21 protein-coding genes are annotated in these 20,500 nt (G+C 60.4%); 11 read left to right on the top strand and 10 right to left on the bottom strand.

Going from position 1 to position 20,500, the window contains the following annotated elements; genetic code table 11:
- Positions 1–56 precede the first annotated feature (56 nt).
- Positions 57–1,364, bottom strand: a complete 1,308-nt coding sequence (locus ACM6I5_RS23860; RefSeq protein ID WP_017341736.1) for a CitMHS family transporter — start codon at positions 1,362–1,364, stop codon at positions 57–59.
- A gap of 410 nt (positions 1,365–1,774) precedes the next feature.
- Between ACM6I5_RS23860 and ACM6I5_RS23855 the strand changes: the two genes are divergently transcribed.
- A complete protein-coding gene (locus ACM6I5_RS23855; protein WP_017341735.1) occupies positions 1,775–2,176 on the top strand; it encodes a GFA family protein in 402 nt (133 codons plus the stop codon).
- Here ACM6I5_RS23855 and ACM6I5_RS23850 read toward each other — a convergent pair whose 3' ends face one another.
- A complete protein-coding gene (locus ACM6I5_RS23850; protein ID WP_414884827.1) occupies positions 2,177–2,503 on the bottom strand; it encodes a DOPA 4,5-dioxygenase family protein in 327 nt (108 codons plus the stop codon). It abuts the gene before it with no gap.
- Positions 2,504–2,587: 84 nt separating this feature from the next.
- Here ACM6I5_RS23850 and ACM6I5_RS23845 point away from each other — a divergent pair, with 84 nt between their 5' ends.
- A complete protein-coding gene (locus ACM6I5_RS23845; protein ID WP_414880293.1) occupies positions 2,588–3,247 on the top strand; it encodes an NAD(P)-dependent oxidoreductase in 660 nt (219 codons plus the stop codon).
- 85 nt (positions 3,248–3,332) lie between these two features.
- Here ACM6I5_RS23845 and ACM6I5_RS23840 read toward each other — a convergent pair whose 3' ends face one another.
- Positions 3,333–4,283 (bottom strand): choline sulfate utilization transcriptional regulator, encoded by a 951-nt coding sequence (locus ACM6I5_RS23840; protein WP_017341732.1) that lies wholly within the window; start codon positions 4,281–4,283, stop codon positions 3,333–3,335.
- A gap of 114 nt (positions 4,284–4,397) precedes the next feature.
- Between ACM6I5_RS23840 and betC the strand changes: the two genes are divergently transcribed.
- From betC to ACM6I5_RS23825, 3 genes are all read left to right on the top strand, one after another.
- On the top strand, positions 4,398–5,912 hold the full coding sequence (gene betC, locus ACM6I5_RS23835; protein WP_414884826.1) for a choline-sulfatase: 1,515 nt from the start codon (positions 4,398–4,400) through the stop codon (positions 5,910–5,912).
- Between the two features lie 16 nt (positions 5,913–5,928).
- Positions 5,929–6,849 carry a choline ABC transporter substrate-binding protein gene (gene choX, locus ACM6I5_RS23830; protein WP_017341730.1) on the top strand — a complete coding sequence of 307 codons (921 nt, stop codon included), beginning with the start codon at positions 5,929–5,931 and terminating at the stop codon, positions 6,847–6,849.
- Between the two features lie 153 nt (positions 6,850–7,002).
- Positions 7,003–8,571 (top strand): SulP family inorganic anion transporter, encoded by a 1,569-nt coding sequence (locus ACM6I5_RS23825; protein WP_017341729.1) that lies wholly within the window; start codon positions 7,003–7,005, stop codon positions 8,569–8,571.
- A 127-nt stretch (positions 8,572–8,698) separates the two neighbouring features.
- Here the strand turns inward: ACM6I5_RS23825 and aroE are convergent, their stop codons facing one another.
- Both aroE and hemF read right to left on the bottom strand, forming a co-directional pair.
- The gene (aroE, locus tag ACM6I5_RS23820; RefSeq protein ID WP_017341728.1) at positions 8,699–9,520 is read right to left on the bottom strand and encodes a shikimate dehydrogenase; all 822 of its coding nucleotides are present in this window, start codon (positions 9,518–9,520) and stop codon (positions 8,699–8,701) included.
- A 13-nt stretch (positions 9,521–9,533) separates the two neighbouring features.
- A complete protein-coding gene (gene hemF / locus ACM6I5_RS23815; protein ID WP_008155665.1) occupies positions 9,534–10,448 on the bottom strand; it encodes an oxygen-dependent coproporphyrinogen oxidase in 915 nt (304 codons plus the stop codon).
- A gap of 178 nt (positions 10,449–10,626) precedes the next feature.
- Between hemF and ACM6I5_RS23810 the strand changes: the two genes are divergently transcribed.
- A complete protein-coding gene (locus ACM6I5_RS23810; protein ID WP_414884825.1) occupies positions 10,627–11,604 on the top strand; it encodes an NADPH:quinone reductase in 978 nt (325 codons plus the stop codon).
- 112 nt (positions 11,605–11,716) lie between these two features.
- On the opposite strand, the gene ACM6I5_RS23805 is transcribed toward ACM6I5_RS23810, so the two are convergent.
- The 3 genes from ACM6I5_RS23805 to ACM6I5_RS23795 form a co-directional block, all read right to left on the bottom strand.
- Positions 11,717–12,274 carry an L-threonylcarbamoyladenylate synthase gene (locus tag ACM6I5_RS23805; RefSeq protein ID WP_017341726.1) on the bottom strand — a complete coding sequence of 186 codons (558 nt, stop codon included), beginning with the start codon at positions 12,272–12,274 and terminating at the stop codon, positions 11,717–11,719.
- Between the two features lie 54 nt (positions 12,275–12,328).
- A complete protein-coding gene (gene dprA, locus ACM6I5_RS23800; RefSeq protein ID WP_017341725.1) occupies positions 12,329–13,429 on the bottom strand; it encodes a DNA-processing protein DprA in 1,101 nt (366 codons plus the stop codon).
- A gap of 80 nt (positions 13,430–13,509) precedes the next feature.
- Entirely contained in the window at positions 13,510–14,535 is a 1,026-nt protein-coding gene (locus tag ACM6I5_RS23795; protein WP_017341724.1) for a LysM peptidoglycan-binding domain-containing protein, read from the bottom strand.
- Positions 14,536–14,707: 172 nt separating this feature from the next.
- Between ACM6I5_RS23795 and def the strand changes: the two genes are divergently transcribed.
- From def to ACM6I5_RS23770, 5 genes are read left to right on the top strand one after another with little or no spacing between them, the layout of a single operon-like run.
- Positions 14,708–15,214: a peptide deformylase gene (gene def / locus ACM6I5_RS23790; protein ID WP_017341723.1), complete on the top strand. Its 507-nt coding sequence runs from the start codon at positions 14,708–14,710 to the stop codon at positions 15,212–15,214.
- Positions 15,215–15,271: 57 nt separating this feature from the next.
- On the top strand, positions 15,272–16,231 hold the full coding sequence (gene fmt / locus ACM6I5_RS23785) for a methionyl-tRNA formyltransferase (RefSeq protein ID WP_414884824.1): 960 nt from the start codon (positions 15,272–15,274) through the stop codon (positions 16,229–16,231).
- Complete coding sequence (gene rsmB, locus ACM6I5_RS23780; protein WP_414884823.1) at positions 16,228–17,538, top strand: 16S rRNA (cytosine(967)-C(5))-methyltransferase RsmB; 1,311 nt, start codon at positions 16,228–16,230, stop codon at positions 17,536–17,538. The genes fmt and rsmB overlap by 4 nt, the downstream gene beginning before the upstream one ends.
- Positions 17,539–17,561: 23 nt before the next feature.
- Complete coding sequence (trkA, locus tag ACM6I5_RS23775; RefSeq protein ID WP_414884822.1) at positions 17,562–18,935, top strand: Trk system potassium transporter TrkA; 1,374 nt, start codon at positions 17,562–17,564, stop codon at positions 18,933–18,935.
- Between the two features lie 46 nt (positions 18,936–18,981).
- A complete protein-coding gene (locus ACM6I5_RS23770; RefSeq protein WP_414880296.1) occupies positions 18,982–19,296 on the top strand; it encodes a tetratricopeptide repeat protein in 315 nt (104 codons plus the stop codon).
- Here the strand turns inward: ACM6I5_RS23770 and ACM6I5_RS23765 are convergent, their stop codons facing one another.
- Positions 19,297–19,536: a PilZ domain-containing protein gene (locus tag ACM6I5_RS23765; protein WP_008027574.1), complete on the bottom strand. Its 240-nt coding sequence runs from the start codon at positions 19,534–19,536 to the stop codon at positions 19,297–19,299.
- 72 nt (positions 19,537–19,608) lie between these two features.
- Positions 19,609–20,496, bottom strand: a complete 888-nt coding sequence (locus tag ACM6I5_RS23760; RefSeq protein ID WP_017341718.1) for a lysophospholipid acyltransferase — start codon at positions 20,494–20,496, stop codon at positions 19,609–19,611.
- Positions 20,497–20,500: the final 4 nt, after the last annotated feature.

Below are 20,500 nucleotides of genomic sequence, written 5' to 3'. Positions count from 1 at the left end.
GAACGGGCCCGGGCTTCAAACAGCAAAGCCTGGACCCGTTGTGGTGAGTCTTGGGCTTATAGAGTGCTGAACAGCGGAAAGATCCCCATCAGCAACGCGGCGACCAGTATGCACATGCACACCAGCACTGCCCATTTCAGGGTAAAGCGCTGATGGTCACCGAAGTCGATACCGGCCAGGGCCACCAACAAATAGGTCGATGGTACCAGCGGGCTCAGCAAGTGGACGGGCTGACCGACGATCGAGGCACGTGCCATTTCAACCGCGGTTATACCGTAATGACTGGCGGCTTCGGCAAGTACTGGTAACACGCCGTAATAAAATGCGTCGTTCGACATGAAGAACGTGAACGGCATGCTCACCAGCGCGGTGATCACGGCCAGGTACGGGCCGAGGAAATCAGGAATCACCGCCAGCAGGCTTTTCGACATCGCATCGACCATGCCGGTGCCCGACAGGATACCGGTGAAAATGCCCGCCGCGAAGATCAAACCGACCACCGCAAGTACGCTGCCAGCGTGAGCCGCGACGCGATCCTTCTGCTGTTGCAGGCAAGGATAGTTGACGATCATCGCGATACTGAACGCCACCATGAACAACACCGGCATCGGCAACAGACCGGCGATCAGGGTGCACATCAGGCCCAGGGTCAGGGCGCCGTTGAACCAGATCAACTTCGGACGACGGGCATCCGGGAATTGCGAAACACTGATTTCACTGTGGTCGATTTCATCGCCCACCAGGTGCAGTTCACCCAGACGCGCACGCTCGCGTTTGCCGTAGAAGTAGGCAATCGCCAGGATTGCCACCACGCCGAACGCCATCGCCGGAATCATCGGAACGAAAATGTCGGACGGGTCCACGTGCAGCGCACTGGCCGCACGGGCAGTCGGGCCGCCCCATGGCGTCATGTTCATCACGCCACCGGCGAGGATGATCAGGCCGGCCATGATCCGCGGGCTCATGCCGATGCGGCTGTAGAGCGGCAGCATGGCGGCCACGCAGATCATGTACGTGGTCGCGCCGTCACCGTCGAGGGAAACGACGAGCGCCAGTACGGCGGTGCCGACCGAAACCTTCAGCGGGTCGCCCTTGACCAGTTTGAGGATCTTGCGCACGGCCGGGTCGAACAGGCCGGAGTCGATCATCAGGGCGAAGTAGAGAATGGCGAACATCAGCATCACGCCGGTCGGCGCAAGCTTGGTGATGCCTTCGAGCATCATCGGGCCGATCTTCGGCGCAAAACCGCCGAACAGGGCAAAGACGATCGGGATGATGATCAGGGCGATCAGCGCGGACAGGCGCTTGGTCATGATCAGGAACATGAACGTGATGACCATGGCGAAGCCAAGGAAAGTCAGCATGGGAATACTCCAGGCGTAGCGCGGCTAGGGAATGGGCGAACCGGGTGGGTCAGCGCAGAACGGGAAGCACGAGGCGTACGGGCGGAGTTGCAGCGAAGCGGCGGGTTGCAAAGGACATCAGGGTCACCATTGTTGTTGTTAAATGGGCTGTGCGAGCGATAAAACACTGGCATTGGCCGACCGGTCTGTTGCCGGTAGTGGGGCGATCCTAATCGGGGAAGCTTTCACCGAGCTTTCGCTGATGAAAGCATTGATGGGATGTACAACCGGTCGTCGGGCCGGGGCAGGGAGGGAGACCGGGTTGGGGCCATCGCGAGCAAGCCGGTCTCACTCCCACATTGAAATGAGTTCTCTGTGTGGAGCGGGCTGCCCGCGATGGCGTCCGTGATATCGCAACAGGAGGAAAGGTCATGAGCGACATTCACACCGGCGGCTGCCACTGCGGACATCTGCGCTATCAATTCAGCGGCCCCTTGCGCGACATCGCCCACTGTCACTGCTCGATTTGCCGAAGGGTCAGCGGCGGGATCGTGACCACCTGGATCACCGTGCCCGCGTCCGCCTTCGAGTGGGTGAAAGGCACACCGGCGCAGTACGCCTCGTCTTCCAGCTGCATACGCTATTTCTGCCCGACCTGTGGGGCTCAGATTGCGTTGGTCACGCAGCTCAGTCCCGAGAGCATCGACCTGACCATCGCCACCCTCGATCATCCTGAGCAGGCCCCGGCGGAGCGGCACATCTGGACCGACAGCCGTCTGCCGTGGCTGCATCTGGACGAGCACTTGCCGGGTGAAGCCGAAGAAACCCTGTGATCAAAAAACAGACAGGTCCAGTGGCCGGATCGCGCCCATCCAGATTGCATGTTCCGTGTGGTCAAGCAGATCGTCGCCGGTGTCCGGGTGCAGGAACACCACCAGTCCCTTGCGGTTGAGGGCCAACCACGGCAACACGTCGCCGATGAGCTCCGGCCCGAACGCCAACTGGCAGCTCCAGTCCGGGTGCGGACCCACCGGACGTTCGTGCACGCGGCCCATTTTCAGCGGGAACAGGTGCGCCGCTTGCTCACACAACGTGCGCGCCTGATCCATGTGGGCGGCATCGAAATACACATGGGCGTGATAGCCCTTGATCTGTTGCATCTGAATCCCTCTGAAACCCGGTCGAACCCTCACCGATTCCTGCAGGTCACACGCCATATACATAGGAAAGTGCGGAGTCCAGCCATGAAAAATGCCGAAACCCCAGTGGTAAAAGTGGTGCTGTATGGTGCCATGAGTAGCCTGGGCAGTGCGCTGATGGCTGAAATGCTGCGGCGCCAACATGAAGTGATCGCGATTCTCGACGACCTGACGGCGCTGGCACCACGCCCCGGTCTGCGCACCAAGACCGGTGATCTGTTTGATGCCGAGCGAGTCAAGCAAAGCGTAGCGGGCTGCTCGGCCGTTATCTGTCTACTGGATGCACCCGGGTTACCGTTTAATAGCGAGCACGTAGAAAAATCCATCCTGCTAGGTCCGGTTGAACAAGTACTGGCGGTCGATGCACTTGTCGATGGCATGGAGGCCGCCGGCATCGCCAGACTGTTTCTGGTGGGCGACTTCGAGGTGCTGGACGATCCGCAGATCGAGGATCAACTGCAACGCCACGCCGCCGAGGAAATCCGCGAGGCGCTGCAAGGCAGTGCGTTGCACTGGACGATGGTCAATGCGCCACGCGGCGTTGCCGGGCTGACAATCGAGCACTTCAGTCAAGTCAGCAGCAGCCTGGAACCAGGGCTGGCCGAACCCCTTCAGCGGTTGAGCCGCGTCGCGGTGGGGATTGCCGATGAGTTGCACTTGAATCTGCATGTTGGCGAACACGTTAATTTCATCGCGACTTCATAGCAGTAAAAGATCGCAATCGAAGGCAGCGCCTACCTTGGAATGTGTTCCCAGGTAGGCGCTACCGAAGGCTGCGATCTTTTAACTTTCACACCGCAATCGAAGGCAACGGCAGACCATTGAGCGATTGCGCGTTGCTGGCCTGCTCGGCCATTAACCAGTCCACAAACTGTTGAATCAATGCCCCGCGCCGTTTGCGCTGCGGCAGGACCACGTAATAACCCAGCCGGGACATCACCGTGTCAGCAATCGGTCGACACAACAAACCTTGCGCGAGCAAGTTATCCACAAGGTGCCGCCAGCCAATCGCCACTCCCTGGCCGCCAATCGCCGCTTGAATCAGCAGGGTGTAATTGTCGAACCGCAGTTGTCCGGGCGCTGGCGCCGACGTGATCCCTAACTCGCGAAACACGCCGCTCCAGTCGAACCAGTTGCTGCTGTTTTCGCCGCGCAGGTGCAGCAGCGGAAATTCCAGCAGCGACTGTGCAGGCAAGGGCAGGGCACGATCCTTCAACAGCAGCGGACTGCACACCGGAAACACTTCTTCGCTGAACAGCCAGTGGCTTTCGCCCTGCTTGAAACGCCCGTCGCCAAACAGCACCGCCACATCAATGTCGGTGCGCAGCATATTGAGGCTGCGCTCGCTGGTGACCAGGCTGACGTCCACTTGCGGATTGGCGGCATGAAAGCGGTGCAGACGGGGCATCAGCCAATAGGCGGCGAAGGCGAAATCGGTGGCCACCTGCAATACTTCATGCTGATGCTGTGCACTGATTGCGCTCAACCCTGCGTCGATATTCTGCAAACCGAGCTGAACTTGCTCAAAAAGAATCGTCCCAGCCTCGGTCAGCTCAATGCCGCGATAAATGCGATCGAACAGCCGGGTGGCGAGCTGATCTTCCAGTCGTTTGATCTGCTGACTGATGGCCGGTTGCGTGGTGCCCAGTTCAACCGCGGCAGCGGTGAAGCTGCGCTGGCGCGCCGCGGCTTCAAAGGCACGGAGCAGATCAAGGGACAAATCACCCAGAGCGTCATACATAAGCTGTGCTTATCCTAGTCATTGCCTGGCATGGGCTTTACCACAAAGAGCATGGACTCCATGCTCGATCACAGCACTCTCGCATAAATATTCACTATGGAATGCCGCGATCACATGAAGCGCAAGAATATTCTTTTCATCATGGCCGATCAGATGGCCGCGCCAATGTTGCCGTTCTACGGTCCTTCGCCGATCAAACTCCCCAATCTCAGCCGCCTCGCCGCCGAAGGCGTGGTGTTCGACGCCGCCTATTGCAACAGCCCACTTTGCGCGCCGTCGCGTTTTACCCTGGTCAGCGGTCAGTTGCCGAGCAAGATCGGCGCTTATGACAACGCGGCGGATTTCCCTGCTGATGTACCGACCTATGCCCACTACCTGCGGCGCCTCGGTTACCGAACCGCACTGTCCGGCAAAATGCACTTCTGCGGCCCGGACCAGCTCCACGGTTACGAAGAACGCCTGACCAGCGACATTTACCCGGCCGACTACGGTTGGGCGGTGAACTGGGATGAACCGGACGTGCGTCCGACCTGGTATCACAACATGTCGTCGGTGCTGCAAGCCGGGCCGTGCGTGCGTACCAATCAACTGGATTTCGACGAAGAGGTGGTGTTCAAGGCCCAGCAATACCTGTTCGATCACATCCGCGAAGATGGCGATCAGCCGTTCTGCCTGACCGTGTCGATGACTCACCCACACGATCCGTACACGATTCCCAAGGCGTTCTGGGATATGTATGACGATGCGGACATCCCGTTGCCCCAGACGCCGTCGCAAACCGAGCTCGATCCGCACTCCCAGCGTTTGCTCAAGGTTTACGACCTGTGGGACAAACCGCTGCCTGTGGATAAAATCCGGGATGCGCGCCGTGCGTACTTTGGTGCATGCAGCTATATCGACAGCAATGTCGGCAAACTCCTGCAAACACTCGAAGAAACGGGGCTGATCAACGACACGATCATCGTCTTCTCCGGCGACCACGGTGATATGCTCGGCGAGCGCGGGCTCTGGTACAAAATGCACTGGTTCGAAATGGCCGCGCGCGTTCCCCTGTTGATAAGTGCGCCGGGACAGTTCGGCGCAGGGCGGGTCAGCGCAGCGGTATCCACCGCCGACCTGTTGCCGACGTTTGTAGAGTTGGCCGGTGGCTCGCTGGAGCCGGGCCTGCCACTGGATGGCCGCTCGCTGGTTTCGCACCTGCAAGGGCAGGGCGGTCACGACGAAGTCTTCGGCGAATACATGGCCGAGGGCACCATCAGCCCCTTGATGATGATTCGTCGCGGCGCCTACAAATTCATCTACAGCGAAGACGACCCATGCCTACTCTTCGACGTACACAACGACCCGCGTGAGCAGGAAGAACTCAGCCAATCGCCGCAACATCGGCCACTGTTCGAAGAGTTTCTGGCCGAAGCGCGGGCCAAATGGAACATCCCGGCGATACACCAGCAGGTGCTCGCAAGCCAGCGTCGCCGGCGCTTTGTCGCCGACGCGCTGACCATCGGCAAGCTGAAGAGCTGGGATCACCAGCCGCTGGTGGACGCCAGTCAGCAATACATGCGCAACCACATCGACCTCGACGACCTGGAGCGCAAAGCACGTTATCCACAACCCTGCCAAAACCAATAATGTTAAGGGGAAGTCCATGCAAAAGTTATCCACAGTACTGACGGTCGGGCTGCTGGCCCTGGGCAGTGCATCGGCGTATGCCGATCAGAGCTGCGAGACGGTGAAAATGGCCGACCCTGGCTGGAGCGACATCGCCGCAACCAACGCCATCACCGGGTTTCTGCTGGACGGCATGGGCTACAAGCCCAAAGTCGACACCCTCGCGGTGCCGATTACCTTTGGCGGCTTGAAGGATGGTCAGGTTGACGTGTTCCTGGGTAACTGGATGCCTGCGCAGCAGGGTTTCTACGACAAGTTCGTGGCCACCGGCGACGTCACGCAACTGGCGAAGAACCTCGATGGCACCGAGTTCACCCTGGCTGTTCCGGATTATGTGTGGGACGCGGGTGTGCATAACTTTGCCGACCTGAACAAGTTCGCCGACAAATTCGACAAGAAGATCTACGGCATCGGTTCCGGAGCCCCGGCGAACATTTCACTGCAAGAAATCATCAAGAAGAACGACTTCGACATGGGTCAGTGGAAACTCGTCGAGTCCAGCGAACAGGCAATGCTGGCCGAAGTGTCTCGTGCCGTGAAGAAGCAGAAGTTCGTGACCTTCCTCGGCTGGACGCCGCACCCGATGAACGTGCAGTTGAAAATGCATTACCTGAAAGGTGGCGAGAAATACTTCGGCGATACCGGCAGCGTTCACACGCTGACCCGCAAAGGTTATGCACAGGCCTGCCCGAATGTCGGCAAATTGCTCACCAACCTGAGTTTCACTCAGGAAATGGAAAACAGCATCATGGCGGACGTGGTGAACAAGAAGGTCAGCAATGCCGATGCAGCAAAAGCGTGGATCAAGGCTAATCCGGCGGTGCTGGACAAGTGGCTGGATGGCGTGAAGACCGTGGACGGGAAGGATGCGTTGCCGGCAGTGAAAGCCAAGTTGTAAGCATGATCTGTGGCGAGGGAGCTCGCTCCCGCTCGGGTGCGAAGCGCCCGCAGATGTCTAGGGCTGCTTTGCAGCCCAGCGGGAGCAAGCTCCCTCACCACAATGATCGCGTCGTCCTGTTACCCTGCGCAAAACCCCCGACCGAGAGGACCCATGGCCCTTCCCAGCCGCCATTCACTCTTTCCCTTCCTCACGTGGTTGCCCCGGCAAACCCGCGCCAGCGTCGGCCGTGACCTGATTGTCGGCCTCAGCGGCGCCATTCTCGCGTTGCCGCAATCCATTGCCTACGCGCTGATTGCCGGTCTCCCACCGGAATACGGCTTGTACGCGGCGATCATCCCGGTGCTGATTGCCTGTCTTTGGGGATCGTCGTGGCATCTGATCTGCGGCCCTACGGCGGCCATTTCGATTGTCCTGTACGCCAGCGTCAGTCCTCTGGCCGTTCCCGCGTCCAAGGACTACATCACGCTGATCCTGCTTCTGACGCTCCTCGCCGGTATTTTCCAGTGGCTGCTGGGTTTGCTGCGATTCGGCGCGCTGGTAAATTTTGTCTCGCACTCGGTCGTGCTCGGTTTCACGCTTGGCGCCGCGGTAGTGATTGCCATCGGTCAAATACCCAATCTGCTGGGGCTGGACGTGCCCAACCAAGCCACGGCACTGGACAGTTTTATGATGCTGTTCAGGCATCTCGGCGAGGTAGACCAACCTTCGCTGGTGCTGGGCCTGGCAACTGTCGTCGTGGGGGTGACGCTGAAACTGCTGTTGCCGCGCTGGCCAACGCTATTGATCACCCTGGTCCTGAGCGGATTACTGGTATGGCTCTGGCCAACGATGTTTGGTCACGTGCAGTTGGTCAGCGCGTTTGTCGGGCGCCTGCCGCCCTTCAGCCCGTTGCCGCTGGACCTTGATCTGATCCTGCGTCTGTTGCCCAGCGCCGTGGCGGTCGGGATGCTCGGGCTGGTGACGAGTCTGTCGATTGCCCGCTCCTTGTCGGCGCGGTCGCAGCAGTTGCTCGATGCGAATCAGGAAGTTCGCGCCCAAGGCTTGTCGAACATTGTCGGGGCGTTTTTTTCCGGCTCGCTGTCAGCCGGGTCCTTCACACGCTCGGGACTGAGTTACGAAGCGGGTGCCTGCTCGCCGCTGGCCGGGGTTTTTTCGGCGATGTGGGTGGCGCTGTTCGCGATCTTCGGCGCCCATCTGATTGCGCATATTCCGATTCCGGCCATGGCCGGCAGCATTCTGTTGATCGCTTGGGGATTGATCGACCATCGCGGCATTCGCGCGTTGCTGCGGGTCAGCCGCGCCGAGTTCGTGGTGATGGCGCTGACCTGTATCGCCACGCTGTTGCTGGAGTTGCAGACGGCGATTTATGCCGGAGTGCTCGCGTCCCTGTTTTTCTACCTCAAGCGCACCTCACAACCTCGTGTGCAGCACTGGCGCGACGGCGATGAAGACATTCTGCGGGTCGGCGGGTCGATCTTCTTCGGCGCCAGCCATTACCTGCAAGTGCGCCTGCAACGGATGCACGGCGCGCGCGTGGTGATCGAGGCGCAGCACATCAACTTCATCGACTATTCGGGTGTGGAAATGCTGCACCAGGAAGCGCGACGGCTGCGTAAGCAGGACCGCAGCCTGACCTTGCGCGGTGCGCGGCCGCCGGTGGTGGAGGAGTTGAGGAAGCTCGAAGGCGCGGAGAAATGCCCGATCCGGTTTGAAGACTGAAACACCGCTTTTTGGACAACCAAATACCTGTGGCGAGGGTGCTTGCTCCCGCTAGGGAGCGAAGCGCCCTCCAGATATCAGGGCTGCTTCGCACCCCAGCGGGAGCAAGCTCCCTCGCCACAAAAGCCTAAAGTGTCAGTTGGCGGCGCAGTTCGGCCAGCACCGGCGCCGTGTCCGGGCGCACGCCACGCCACAGGAAGAAAGCTTCTGCTGCTTGTTCAGCGAGCATCCCCAGGCCATCCATCGACACTGCCGCGCCTTGTTCCGTAGCCCAGCGGCAGAACGAGGTCGGCTCCTTGCCGTACATCATGTCGTAGCAAACGGTCTTGCCCGGCTCGATCAAACTGCTGGCAATCGGCGGTACATCGCCTGTCAGGCTGGCGGACGTCGCGTTGATGATCAGGTCCACCGGCTCTTGCAGCCAATCGAAACCGCTGGCTGACACCGGCCCCAGATCAGCGAACAACTCCGCCAGCAACTCGGCTTTATCCACCGTGCGGTTAGCAATGATCACCGAGGCCGGCTGCTCGGCCAGCAGGGGCTCAAGCGCGCCGCGCACTGCGCCACCGGCACCGAGCAGCAGGATGCGTTTGCCCTTGAGACTGAATCCGGCGTTGACCGTCAGATCCCTTACCAGCCCGGCGCCATCGGTGTTGTCGCCCAGCAGTGTGCCATCGGCGAGTTTGCTCAGGGTGTTCACCGCACCGGCGCGCTGCGCTCGCGCCGTCAAACTGTGCGCCAGGCGAAACGCTTCTTCCTTGAACGGAACCGTCACGTTCGCCCCGCGACCTTCAAGGAAAAACTCCCGGGCAAAGTCGGAAAAATCATCAAGCGGTGCCAGCGAAGTGCTGTAGTCCAGTTGCTGAGCGGTCTGCTCGGCGAACAGACGATGAATCATTGGCGACTTGCTGTGGCTAATCGGGTTACCGAATACGACGTAACGGTCCATCAGGATTCCTCGTTCAGGCCTTGGCCAACCAATCGCGATCTTGCAGGAAGTACTCGGTCAGGCGCGCTTCTTCGCTGCCCGGCTCGGCTTTCCAGTCATAGCTCCAGCGAACCTGCGGCGGCAGCGACATGAGGATCGACTCGGTACGCCCGCCCGATTGCAGGCCGAACAGCGTGCCACGGTCGTAAACCAGGTTGAATTCGACGTAACGGCCGCGGCGGAACTCCTGAAATTCGCGCTGTTTGGCGGTGAACGCATCGTTCTTGCGACGCTGCACGATCGGCAAGTAAGCGTCGATAAAAGCATCACCAATGGCGCGCATGAAGGCGAAGCTGGTGTCGAAGTCCCACTCGTTCAAGTCATCGAAGAACAGGCCGCCGATGCCGCGCGGTTCGTGACGATGCTTGATATGGAAATAGCTGTCGCACCAGGCTTTGTAGCGTGAATAGACATCCGGACCGAACGGCGCGCAAGCCTGCTCGGCGACACGGTGCCAGTGCACGCAGTCTTCTTCGTTGCCGTAATACGGGGTCAGGTCGAAGCCGCCACCGAACCACCAGACCGGCTCTTCACCTTCTTTTTCAGCGATGAAAAAGCGCACGTTGGCGTGGGAAGTCGGCACATGCGGGTTGTGCGGGTGAATCACCAGCGACACGCCCAGGGCCTCGAAGCCACGCCCGGCCAGTTCCGGCCGATGGGCGCTGGCGGACGGTGGGAGACCGCTGCCGAAGACGTGGGAAAAGTTGACGCCGCCCTTTTCGATGACAGCACCGTTCTCGATCACTCGCGTGCGACCGCCACCGCCGGCAGGGCGGGTCCAGGCGTCTTCGACGAACTGCGTGCCGCCGTCTTCGGCTTCCAGGGCAGCGCAAATGCGGTCTTGCAGGTCGAGCAGGTAGGCTTTTACGGCCTCGGTGCGGGTCGTCATGTCATCACCTTGAATCGGGCAAAACTACGCGGCGCTCCCTCGGAGCAGGGCCGACGCAAATGGGCGCGTAGCATAACATCGCAGATGGGCCTGCCGCAGTTGACGGGGATCAAGCTTAGGAGTCCGATAGAGGGCTTGGCGCTACTAATCCAAAAGCTAAGACCTATGGAGAGTTCTGATGGCAAAGCGTATCCAGTTCCGCACCCATGGCGGCCCCGAAGTACTCGAGTATGTGGATTACCAGCCCGCCGAACCCGGCCCGCAGCAAGTTCGCGTTACCAACAAGGCCATCGGCCTGAACTTCATCGACACTTACTTCCGTAGTGGCCTCTATGCGCCACCCGCCTTGCCGTCGGGCGTGGGTTCGGAAGGTGCCGGCGTGGTCGAGGCGGTGGGCAGTGAAGTCACCCGCTTCAAGGTCGGTGACCGCGTGGCTTATGGCAGCGGTCCGTTGGGCGCCTACAGCGAAGTTCACGTGTTGCCGGAGGCCAATCTGGTGCACCTGCCAGACGCGATCAGCTTTGAACAAGCGGCAGGGGTCATGCTCAAAGGCCTGACCGTGCAGTACTTGCTGCGTCAGACCTATGAACTCAAGGGCGGCGAAACTATTTTGTTTCACGCCGCTGCCGGTGGTGTCGGCTCCCTGGCCTGCCAATGGGCCAAGGCCCTGGGCGTGAAGTTGATCGGCACGGTCAGCTCGCCGGAAAAAGCCGCACTGGCGAAGGACAACGGTGCGTGGGCGACCATCGATTACAGCCATGAAAACGTCGCACAGCGCGTACTGGAATTGACCGATGGCAAAAAAGTCCCGGTGGTGTACGACGGCGTCGGCAAGGACACTTGGCTCACCTCGCTGGACAGCGTGGCGCCTCGGGGTCTGGTCGTGAGTTTTGGCAACGCATCGGGCGCGGTGGATGGGGTGAACCTGGGGATTTTGGCGGCGAAAGGGTCGTTGTACGTGACCCGGCCGACACTGGCGACCTACGCCAACAACGCCGAAAACCTGCAGCGGATGGCGGATGAGCTGTTCGAAATGATCATCAGCGGGAAGTTGAAGGTGGAGATCAGCCAGAAGTACTCACTGGCTGATGCGGCGAAGGCGCAGACCGAGTTGTCGGCGCGCCGGACTACCGGTTCGACTGTTCTGCTGCCTTGAGGACGCCTTCTCGGGCAAGCCCTCTTCCACAGGTACAGCGTCGTACACAAGTCATGTGAACAACCGGAATCCTGTGGGAGCTGGCTTGCCAGCGATGAACGATGACTCGGTCTCAATCCGGGCGGATGACGTTACCGGTCGCCAGGTCGCGAATCACGCTCGGATTCTTGCGCCCACCGAGGTTGCCTCCGAGGATGAAATCAATCTGCCCCCGGAAATACTGCTCCACGCGAAGCCGCGTCCGCGCCGCTGGCCGTCCTTGAGGGTTAGCGGATGTAGAAACCAGTGGCCCGACCACCGCGCACAAATCCCGCACCAACGGATGATCGCTGACCCGCAACGCCACCGTCTCGTGCACACCCGTAATCCACTGCGGCAGCATATTCTGATGCGGCACCAACCAGGTATTCGGCCCGGGCCAGGTGCTGGCCATGCGATCCATCCACAGCTCAGGGAAGTCCTCGAAGAGAAAATCGAACTGGCGAATGTTGTCGGCGACCAGAATCAGGCCCTTCTCCACCGACCGGCCCTTGAGCATCAGCAGACGCTCTACCGCTTCTTCGTCCCACGGGTCGCAACCCAGGCCCCAGACCGCCTCGGTTGGATAGGCAATCACCGCCCCTGCGCGAATGGCTTGCGCTGCTTGTTGCACACGCCAACTATTGACCATGAAAAACTCTCCGGAATAAGGCTCTGCGCAGTTTACCGATCTTCCTTGTAAAACCTAGCTCACCCGCGCAAACCAGCGTCCGCTTTCGCAGACTGCCCGGCCGTCCATTTCCAGCTCCGTCAACGCCGCCAGCACTTTGGGCAGGGTCCAGCCGCTGCTGTCTGCCAACGCTTCACTGGTCTGCGGCGCCGCATGCAAAAGCATCAGCAGTGGATGAGTCACCGATGGCGTCTCGGTGGACAACGGCAACTGTTGCCAGCCGCGCAAGCCTTCGAGGATATGCTCGATGGTTTCCACCAATACCGCACCGTCACGGATCAGCTGATGACAGCCACGGGCACCGGGATGGTGAATCGACCCCGGAATGGCATACACCTCACGACCTTGCTCCGCCGCCAGCCGCGCGGTGATCAATGAACCACTGGCGACACTGGCCTCCACCACCAGCACGCCGAGGGACAAACCGCTGATGATCCGGTTGCGCCGGGGAAAGTTGCTGGCGGTGGGCCCTGCGTCCAGCGGGAACTCGGAAAGCACCGCACTGCCCGACGCAATCATGGCGTCCGCCAGTCTCCGGTTGCGCTGTGGATAAAACTTTTCAAGTCCCGTGCCAAGTACACCGACCGTTCGCCCGCCCACGTCCAGAGCGGCCTGGTGCGCGGCGGCATCGATGCCCAGCGCCAGACCGCTGGTGATGACAAAACCGGCGCTGGCCAGACTCCGGGAAAACGCCGCAGCGGTGTCCATGCCCGGTCGCGAGGCGCGGCGACTGCCGACCATCGCCAGTTGTGGCTTTTCCAGAATCCCCGGATCGCCCGCCACGAATAACAGCGGCGGCGCGTCGCTGATTTCCGCCAGCAATGCCGGGTAGTCAGGCTGGTCCCACATCAGTAAATGCTGGCCCGGACGCTCTAGCCAGGCCAATGCGTGGCTTGCGCCATCGCGAATTTCGCTCGAGCGCCTGGCCTCTGAACACGCAAACGGCAAACCCAATGCACGCCAGGCACTGGCCGGCGCGCTGATGGCTTTGGACGCCGAGCCAAAGGCTTCAAGCAATTTCTTGAAACGCGCAGGGCCGAGTTCCGGCAAACGATGCAGGCGTAAACGAGCTTCCAGTTCCGCAGGTGAAACCGGTGTTAAAGCAGACAGCGACATGGATCATCCTTGATCGTTATGAGCCCCGTTCAAACGGGAATAAGCTGTGGATAACTCTGTTGGTAACTTGTGGAGCCTGCTTACGGATTTCGCACTTTGTCCATCACCGCCAACGAGCGCGATGCGTTGAGCACCAGCCCGTAGCTGAGCTTGTCGTAGGTACGGAAAACCATCAGCAAACCGGCGCGTTCATCAGGAATCTTCAGCGGCTGGCCGGTGATCCGGTCACGCACGGTTTCGCCGGTTTTCATCACCACCAGCACGTTGCCTTCGGCCAGGCCATCACGCTGCCCCTTGTTCAGCGTGACAACATCCATCGCGCCAATCTGAGTAACCCCGCGCGGCACGTCGATGATCAGCCCGTTTATGTCGGTTGTTGGCGCGCTGGGCATGAAGGTCGAGTTGATGGATCGTTCTTCAGTGCTGAACAAACGGTCGCCAAGACGCACTTCCTGAGTCGTGCGCTGCAGGGCGAGGGTAGCGACATCGCCCTCAGTGGCCACGATTTCGCCGCCCCCGATGTCGTCCGCGTTGATCCCCAGGAACTCTTTACTGTCGGGGTCGGTGTAGACCTTGCCCTGGCGGAAGATGCCGTAAACCGGCTGGCTCGGGTCGAACTGGCCACGGGCGAAGATCCGGTCACCGGTACCGCTGAGCACCCGTTCGGCATCGCCCGCGACGATATAAGGCGCCTTGTCGAAATCCTCCACCTTGTCGACGATGCGGTTACTCAGCAGGAAGCTGTTGATGGCTTGCAGCGGAATACTCGGGATGGCATCCGCCACCGGCGAGCTGCGCACCCGTGGAGAGAGCTTGATAGTGCCCCTGGATTCCCCGCGATTGAGCGTCAGACGCGGCTGGCCATTGACGTAGACCAGCGACAGTACATCGCCGGGGTAGATGAGATTGGGGTTCTGGATCTGCGGATTGGCCTGCCAGAGCTCAGGCCATTTCCACGGCTCACGGAGGTATTTTCCGGAGATGTCCCAAAGTGTGTCACCCGTGACAACGGTGTATTGCTGTGGAAAACCTTCCCTGAGTTGCACTTGCCCGTGCGCCAAACCGGCCGAGGCCAGAAGGAGCAAGGCGAGTAGTGATTTCCTCATGCGGTGAATCCCTTTATTATGTGCGTTCGCGTGAAACGCCAGAGCCCTCGTGGCTCGCTCCGGATTCTTGCCAAAAAGAAAAAGGAGCTACGCTTCACAACGGTAGCCTGCATCTCCGGACCTGCCAGGCCATCGACCCCGACTTTACCTCAGACGTGCAGCAATCAAGCTTATGGCCATTTTAGACATCCTCGAATTTCCCGACTCGCGTCTGCGCACTATCGCCAAACCTGTGGCCGTAGTGGACGACGAAGTGCGCCAGTTGGTCGATGATATGTTTGAAACAATGTATGAAGCGCCAGGCATCGGCCTCGCCGCGACCCAGGTCAACGTGCACAAACGTATCGTCGTGATGGACCTCTCCGAAGACCGCAGCGAACCGCGGGTGTTCATCAACCCCGAGTTCGAGTCCCTGACCGACGAGATGGAGCAATACCAGGAAGGCTGCCTCTCGGTGCCGGGCTTCTACGAAAACGTCGATCGCCCGCAGAAGGTCAAGGTCAAGGCCCTGGACCGCGACGGCCAGCCTTACGAACTGATCGCCGAAGGCCTGCTCGCAGTGTGCATCCAGCACGAATGCGACCACCTCAACGGCAAATTGTTCGTCGACTACCTGTCGAACCTCAAACGCGACCGAATCAAGAAGAAACTGGAAAAGCTCCATCGCCAGAACGCTTGATGCCCTCCTTTCAAAGGCTTGCTGCGGCAAGCCTTTTTCTTTTCAGAGATTGTTCCCATGACTGAGCCACTGCGCATCGTCTTTGCCGGCACCCCGGAATTCGCCGCCGAACACCTCAAGGCCCTGCTCGACAGCCCTTATGAGATCGCCGCGGTCTACACCCAACCGGACCGTCCGGCGGGCCGCGGGCAAAAGTTGATGCCAAGCCCGGTCAAGCAGTTGGCACTGGAAAACAACATCCCGGTGCTGCAACCGCCGACCCTGCGCAACGAAGACGCTCAGGCCGAGCTGGCCGCGCTGAAGCCGGATTTGCTGGTGGTGGTCGCTTATGGCCTGATCCTGCCGCAAGTGGTGCTGGATATCCCGCGCCTGGGTTGTATCAACAGCCACGCATCATTGCTGCCACGCTGGCGCGGGGCGGCGCCGATCCAGCGTGCCGTCGAAGCCGGCGACAGAGAAAGCGGCGTGACCGTGATGCGCATGGAACTGGGCCTCGACACCGGGCCGATGCTGCTGAAAGTCACCACGCCGATCAGTGCTGAAGACACTGGCGGCAGCCTTCATGACCGTCTGGCGAAAATCGGTCCACCGGCAGTATTACAAGCCATCGCCGGCCTCGCTGCCGGCACCCTGGAAGGCGAAGTGCAGGATGACACCCTCGCCACTTACGCTCACAAATTGAACAAGGACGAAGCGCGCATTGACTGGAACCGGCCGGCCATTGAGCTCGAACGTCTGGTTCGCGCCTTCAATCCCTGGCCGATCACCCACAGCACACTGAACGGCGAAGCACTGAAAGTGCTGGCCGCGAATCTCGCTGAAGGGCAGGGCGCTCCAGGGGAAATCCTCAGCGCCAGCAAGGACGGTCTGATCGTTGCGTGCGGTGCGCAGGCCCTTTGCCTGACCCGCCTGCAATTGCCCGGCGGCAAGGCGCTGAACTTCAGCGATTTGTTCAACAGCCGTCGTGAGAAATTTGCCGTCGGCACCGTCCTCGGTCAAACGGCGGACGCTCAATGAATCCACGTCTGGCTGCCGCCAAGGCACTTGCTGCTGTTCTTAACGGAAAAGCCTCACTCAACAGTTCGCTGCCGACACAAATGGACAAGGTTGAAGACCGTGATCGCGGCTTCACCCAGGACCTGGCGTTCGGCACGGCGCGCTGGCAACCCCGTTTGTCGGCGCTGGCGGCCAAGCTGCTGCAGAAACCCTTCAAGGCTGCGGACGCCGATGTCGAGGCGCTGCTGCTCGTCGGCCTCTACCAACTGCTTTACACCCGCGTCCCGGCCCATGCCGCCATCGGCGAAACCGTCGGCTGTGCCGACAAGCTGAAAAAACCGTGGGCCAAGGCATTGCTGAACGCCGTATTGCGCCGCGCCCAACGTGAAAGCGAAGCGCTGCTGGCCGAACTGGAACATGACCCGGTGGTGCGCACGGCGCACCCGCGCTGGCTGCAAAAATCCCTGAAAGCCTTCTGGCCTGAGCAATGGGAAGCCATTTGCGCGGCGAACAACGCGCATCCGCCGATGATTCTGCGGGTCAACCGTCGCCATCACACTCGCGATGCCTACTTGCAGTTGCTGACCGAAGCGGGCATCGCCGCCACGCCATGTGTCTACAGCCAGGACGGCATCATTCTCGACGCCGCTGCCGATGTGCGCAGCCTGCCGGGCTTCGCTGAAGGCTGGATCAGCGTGCAGGACGAAGCGGCGCAACTGGCCGCTGATCTGCTGGACCTGGCGCCGGGGCAACGGGTGCTCGACGCGTGCTGCGCACCGGGCGGCAAAACGTGCCACATCCTTGAAGCCGAGCCTGCATTGGCCGGCGTCGTCGCCGTAGACCTGGAAGCCAAACGTCTGGTGCGCGTACGTGAAAACCTCGCACGCCTGGGCCTGAACGCCGAACTGATCGCCGCCGACGGTCGCGACACCGCAACCTGGTGGGACGGCAAACCCTTCCAGCGCATCCTCCTTGACGCGCCATGCTCGGCCACCGGCGTGATCCGTCGTCACCCGGACATCAAGCTGACGCGCCAACCGGATGACATCGCCGCGCTGGCGGTGCTGCAAGGCGAATTGCTCGATGCCATGTGGATAACTCTGGAGGTCGGCGGGATTCTGCTTTACGCCACCTGCTCCACGTTGCCGACCGAGAACACCGAAGTCATCGAAGCCTTCCTCGCCCGCACGCCGGGCGCCCGTGAGCTGGACCTCGCCACAACGGCCGGGATCAAGCAGCCCCATGGTCGCCAGTTGCTGGCCCAGGAAGGCGGCCACGACGGGTTCTACTACGCCAAGCTGATCAAGATCGCCGCCGCGCGCGGTTAACCGGTTTTTAAGGGAGTGACTGGATGAAAATCATCATCCTCGGAGCAGGGCAGGTCGGTGGTTCGCTGGCGGAACACTTGGCCAGCGAGGCCAACGACATCACCGTGGTCGACACCGACGGCGAACGCCTGCGCGATCTCGGCGACCGGCTGGACATCCGCACCGTGCAGGGCCGCGGCTCGCTACCGACGGTGCTGCGTCAGGCCGGCGCGGACGACGCCGACATGCTGGTCGCGGTGACCAACAGTGACGAAACCAACATGGTGGCCTGTCAGGTTGCCCATACCCTGTTCCACACCCCGACAAAAATCGCCCGGGTCCGCGAAGCAGCGTACCTGACGCGCTCCGAGCTGTTCGATAACGAAGCGATTCCGGTGGATGTGCTGATCAGCCCGGAACAAGTGGTCACCAACTACATCAAGCGCCTGATCCAGCATCCGGGCGCGCTTCAAGTGATCGACTTCGCCGAAGGCAAAGCGCAGCTGGTCGCAGTGAAGGCTTACTACGGCGGACCGCTGGTGGGTCAGCAACTGCGTCAGTTGCGCGAGCACATGCCGAACGTCGAAACACGCGTTGCGGCGATTTTCCGGCGTGACCGGCCGATACTGCCCCAGGGCGATACGGTGATCGAGGCCGACGACGAAGTCTTTTTCATCGCCGCCAAGGCGAATATTCGCGCAGTGATGAGCGAAATGCGCCGCCTCGACGAAAGCTACAAGCGCATCGTGATCGCCGGTGGCGGGCAGATCGGCGAGCGTCTGGCCGAGGCCATCGAAAGCCGTTATCAGGTGAAGATCATCGAGATGAACCCGGCCCGCTGCCGCCATCTCTCCGACACCCTCGACAGCACCGTGGTCCTGCAGGGCAGCGCCTCCGACCGCGATTTGCTGATGGAGGAGAACATCGCCGACGCCGACATCTTCCTCGCCCTGACCAACGACGACGAAGCCAACATCATGTCGTCGCTACTGGCAAAGCGCCTGGGCGCGAAGAAGGTGATGACGATCATCAACAACCCGGCCTACGTCGATCTGATTCAGGGCGGCGACATCGACATCGCCATCAGCCCGCAACTGGCGACCATCGGCACCTTGCTGGCTCACGTACGGCGTGGCGATATCGTCAGCGTGCACTCGTTGCGTCGCGGCGCGGCGGAGGCCATCGAGGCGATCGCCCATGGCGATGAGAAATCGAGCAAGGTGATTGGCAAGGCTATCGAAAACATTGGACTGCCGCCGGGTACGACGATTGGCGCGATCATTCGCGATGAAGAAGTGATCATTGCCCACGACGACACGGTGATCGAGGCGGGTGACCATGTGATTCTGTTCCTTGTGGATAAGAAGCATATTCGCGATGTGGAGAAGTTGTTCCATGTGGGGCTTAGCTTCTTCTGATCCGAAGGTGGTTTCGAACTTCACCCAATAACCCAAGGTGTCCCCCATGATTGAATCCCTGGAAAAAATGCTCGCCAAGGGTGTGGATAACTCATTGCTGCGCTTCGGCCTGGGCAAGGGCTACCTGGATCTTGGGGAAAACGCCAAGGCCGCCGAACATTTTCAGCGTTGCGTCGAGTTCGATCCGAAGTATTCAGCGGCGTGGAAACTGTTGGGCAAGGCGCATTTGGCGTTGGCCGACTATCCGGCCGCACGCCAGGCGTGGGAGCAGGGTCTGGAAGCTGCTCGTGCTCACGGCGACAAGCAGGCGGAAAAGGAGATGACGGTGTTTCTGAAGAAGCTGGAGCGTCAGGCGCCCTGATTAGAGATAGCGCAGGCCAATACCGTCGGCGTCCACCAACACCACTTCCATGCGCACCCGCGGCGCCCCTGTGGGTAAATCCTGCACCTGACCATACACCACGGCGCCTTTAGGCAACGCAGACAAACCCGGATGCTTGACGTAGACGCCCGTGGTCGAGAGGTTGCGGGTTTGGCCCAGGCATTCGCCAAAGCTTTCATGGCTGATTTTGATACGAAATGATTTTCTGTGTTCGGACATCTTCTGCGCCCTTTTCTGAACAGTTGTGGATAACCCTGATTGCGAGGTTATCCACAGATCGTGCCAATCCACTCAGTACCAGCGTTCTTCACCCGGTGGACGCTTCTTGAAGCGTTTCATGCTCCACATGTACTGGCTCGGATAAGCCCGCACGTAGCGTTCGACCACCTTGCTCATGGCCGCGCAGGACGTTTCGGTATCAGTGCTGTACATGGCCTCTGGCGCGGCTTCGAGGATCACTTTGTAGCCTGAGCCGTCCGGCAGGCGCAGGGCGTGCAGGAATACGCCGACGGCTTTGCCGCCAGCGAGCATGTTCGGTACAAACTTGCTGGTCAGGGCCTGGGTGGCGAAGAACGGCACGAAGATCCCGGCGGATTCGGACGGTTCAGGGTCAGCGGGGATGCCCACTGCACCACCTTTGCGCACTTCCTTGATGACACTGAGAATGCCTTCCTTGGTGGAAGCTGCAACCTTGTTACCCAGTTGCACCCGCTGCTTGCGCAGCAATTCATCCACCGCCTTCAACTTCGGCGGACGATAAAAAATGATCGGTTTGCACTGACTGCAATAGAAGTGGTTCAACACTTCCCAGTTGCCCAAGTGGCTGGTGATGCCCACGACACCTTTGCCAGAGGCGAGGGCGTCTTTCAAGACGTCGAGCCCTTCGACTTCACGCACCAGGTCAATGGAACGCTGCGCCGGCCAGATCCACGCGCACGCACTTTCGGTCAGCGATTTGCCGATGTCTTTCAGGCTCTGGCCGACCAGACGCTCGCGCTCGGCAGGGTCCATCTCGGGAAAGCACTTGGCCAGATTGATCCGCACCACGTCGCGGGAACGGTTAGGGGTTTTCCACATCACCCAGCCGATGGCCGAGCCAACCGCCTGCACTGCTCGCCAAGGAAGCAAGGCAAACAGCCGCAGAGCGCCTACCAGCAAGGCGCCTTTCAACTTATCCACAGGT

The organism is Pseudomonas sp. IT-P171, assembly GCF_949767765.1.
Taxonomy (GTDB): domain Bacteria; phylum Pseudomonadota; class Gammaproteobacteria; order Pseudomonadales; family Pseudomonadaceae; genus Aquipseudomonas; species Aquipseudomonas fluorescens_B.
Note: the sequence above shows the minus strand (reverse complement) of the source record. Positions and strands in the feature narration are given on the sequence as shown.

Bases quoted from the DNA above. Each gene is read 5' to 3' on its own strand.
- ACM6I5_RS23860 (WP_017341736.1), bottom strand. From the start codon at position 1,364: ATGCTGACTTTCCTTGGCTTCGCCATGGTCATCACGTTCATGTTCCTG.
- ACM6I5_RS23855 (WP_017341735.1), top strand. From the start codon at position 1,775: ATGAGCGACATTCACACCGGCGGCTGCCACTGCGGACATCTGCGCTAT.
- ACM6I5_RS23850 (WP_414884827.1), bottom strand. From the start codon at position 2,503: ATGCAACAGATCAAGGGCTATCACGCCCATGTGTATTTCGATGCCGCC.
- ACM6I5_RS23845 (WP_414880293.1), top strand. From the start codon at position 2,588: ATGAAAAATGCCGAAACCCCAGTGGTAAAAGTGGTGCTGTATGGTGCC.
- ACM6I5_RS23840 (WP_017341732.1), bottom strand. From the start codon at position 4,283: ATGTATGACGCTCTGGGTGATTTGTCCCTTGATCTGCTCCGTGCCTTT.
- betC (WP_414884826.1), top strand. From the start codon at position 4,398: ATGAAGCGCAAGAATATTCTTTTCATCATGGCCGATCAGATGGCCGCG.
- choX (WP_017341730.1), top strand. From the start codon at position 5,929: ATGCAAAAGTTATCCACAGTACTGACGGTCGGGCTGCTGGCCCTGGGC.
- ACM6I5_RS23825 (WP_017341729.1), top strand. From the start codon at position 7,003: ATGGCCCTTCCCAGCCGCCATTCACTCTTTCCCTTCCTCACGTGGTTG.
- aroE (WP_017341728.1), bottom strand. From the start codon at position 9,520: ATGGACCGTTACGTCGTATTCGGTAACCCGATTAGCCACAGCAAGTCG.
- hemF (WP_008155665.1), bottom strand. From the start codon at position 10,448: ATGACGACCCGCACCGAGGCCGTAAAAGCCTACCTGCTCGACCTGCAA.
- ACM6I5_RS23810 (WP_414884825.1), top strand. From the start codon at position 10,627: ATGGCAAAGCGTATCCAGTTCCGCACCCATGGCGGCCCCGAAGTACTC.
- ACM6I5_RS23805 (WP_017341726.1), bottom strand. From the start codon at position 12,274: ATGGTCAATAGTTGGCGTGTGCAACAAGCAGCGCAAGCCATTCGCGCA.
- dprA (WP_017341725.1), bottom strand. From the start codon at position 13,429: ATGTCGCTGTCTGCTTTAACACCGGTTTCACCTGCGGAACTGGAAGCT.
- ACM6I5_RS23795 (WP_017341724.1), bottom strand. From the start codon at position 14,535: ATGAGGAAATCACTACTCGCCTTGCTCCTTCTGGCCTCGGCCGGTTTG.
- def (WP_017341723.1), top strand. From the start codon at position 14,708: ATGGCCATTTTAGACATCCTCGAATTTCCCGACTCGCGTCTGCGCACT.
- fmt (WP_414884824.1), top strand. From the start codon at position 15,272: ATGACTGAGCCACTGCGCATCGTCTTTGCCGGCACCCCGGAATTCGCC.
- rsmB (WP_414884823.1), top strand. From the start codon at position 16,228: ATGAATCCACGTCTGGCTGCCGCCAAGGCACTTGCTGCTGTTCTTAAC.
- trkA (WP_414884822.1), top strand. From the start codon at position 17,562: ATGAAAATCATCATCCTCGGAGCAGGGCAGGTCGGTGGTTCGCTGGCG.
- ACM6I5_RS23770 (WP_414880296.1), top strand. From the start codon at position 18,982: ATGATTGAATCCCTGGAAAAAATGCTCGCCAAGGGTGTGGATAACTCA.
- ACM6I5_RS23765 (WP_008027574.1), bottom strand. From the start codon at position 19,536: ATGTCCGAACACAGAAAATCATTTCGTATCAAAATCAGCCATGAAAGC.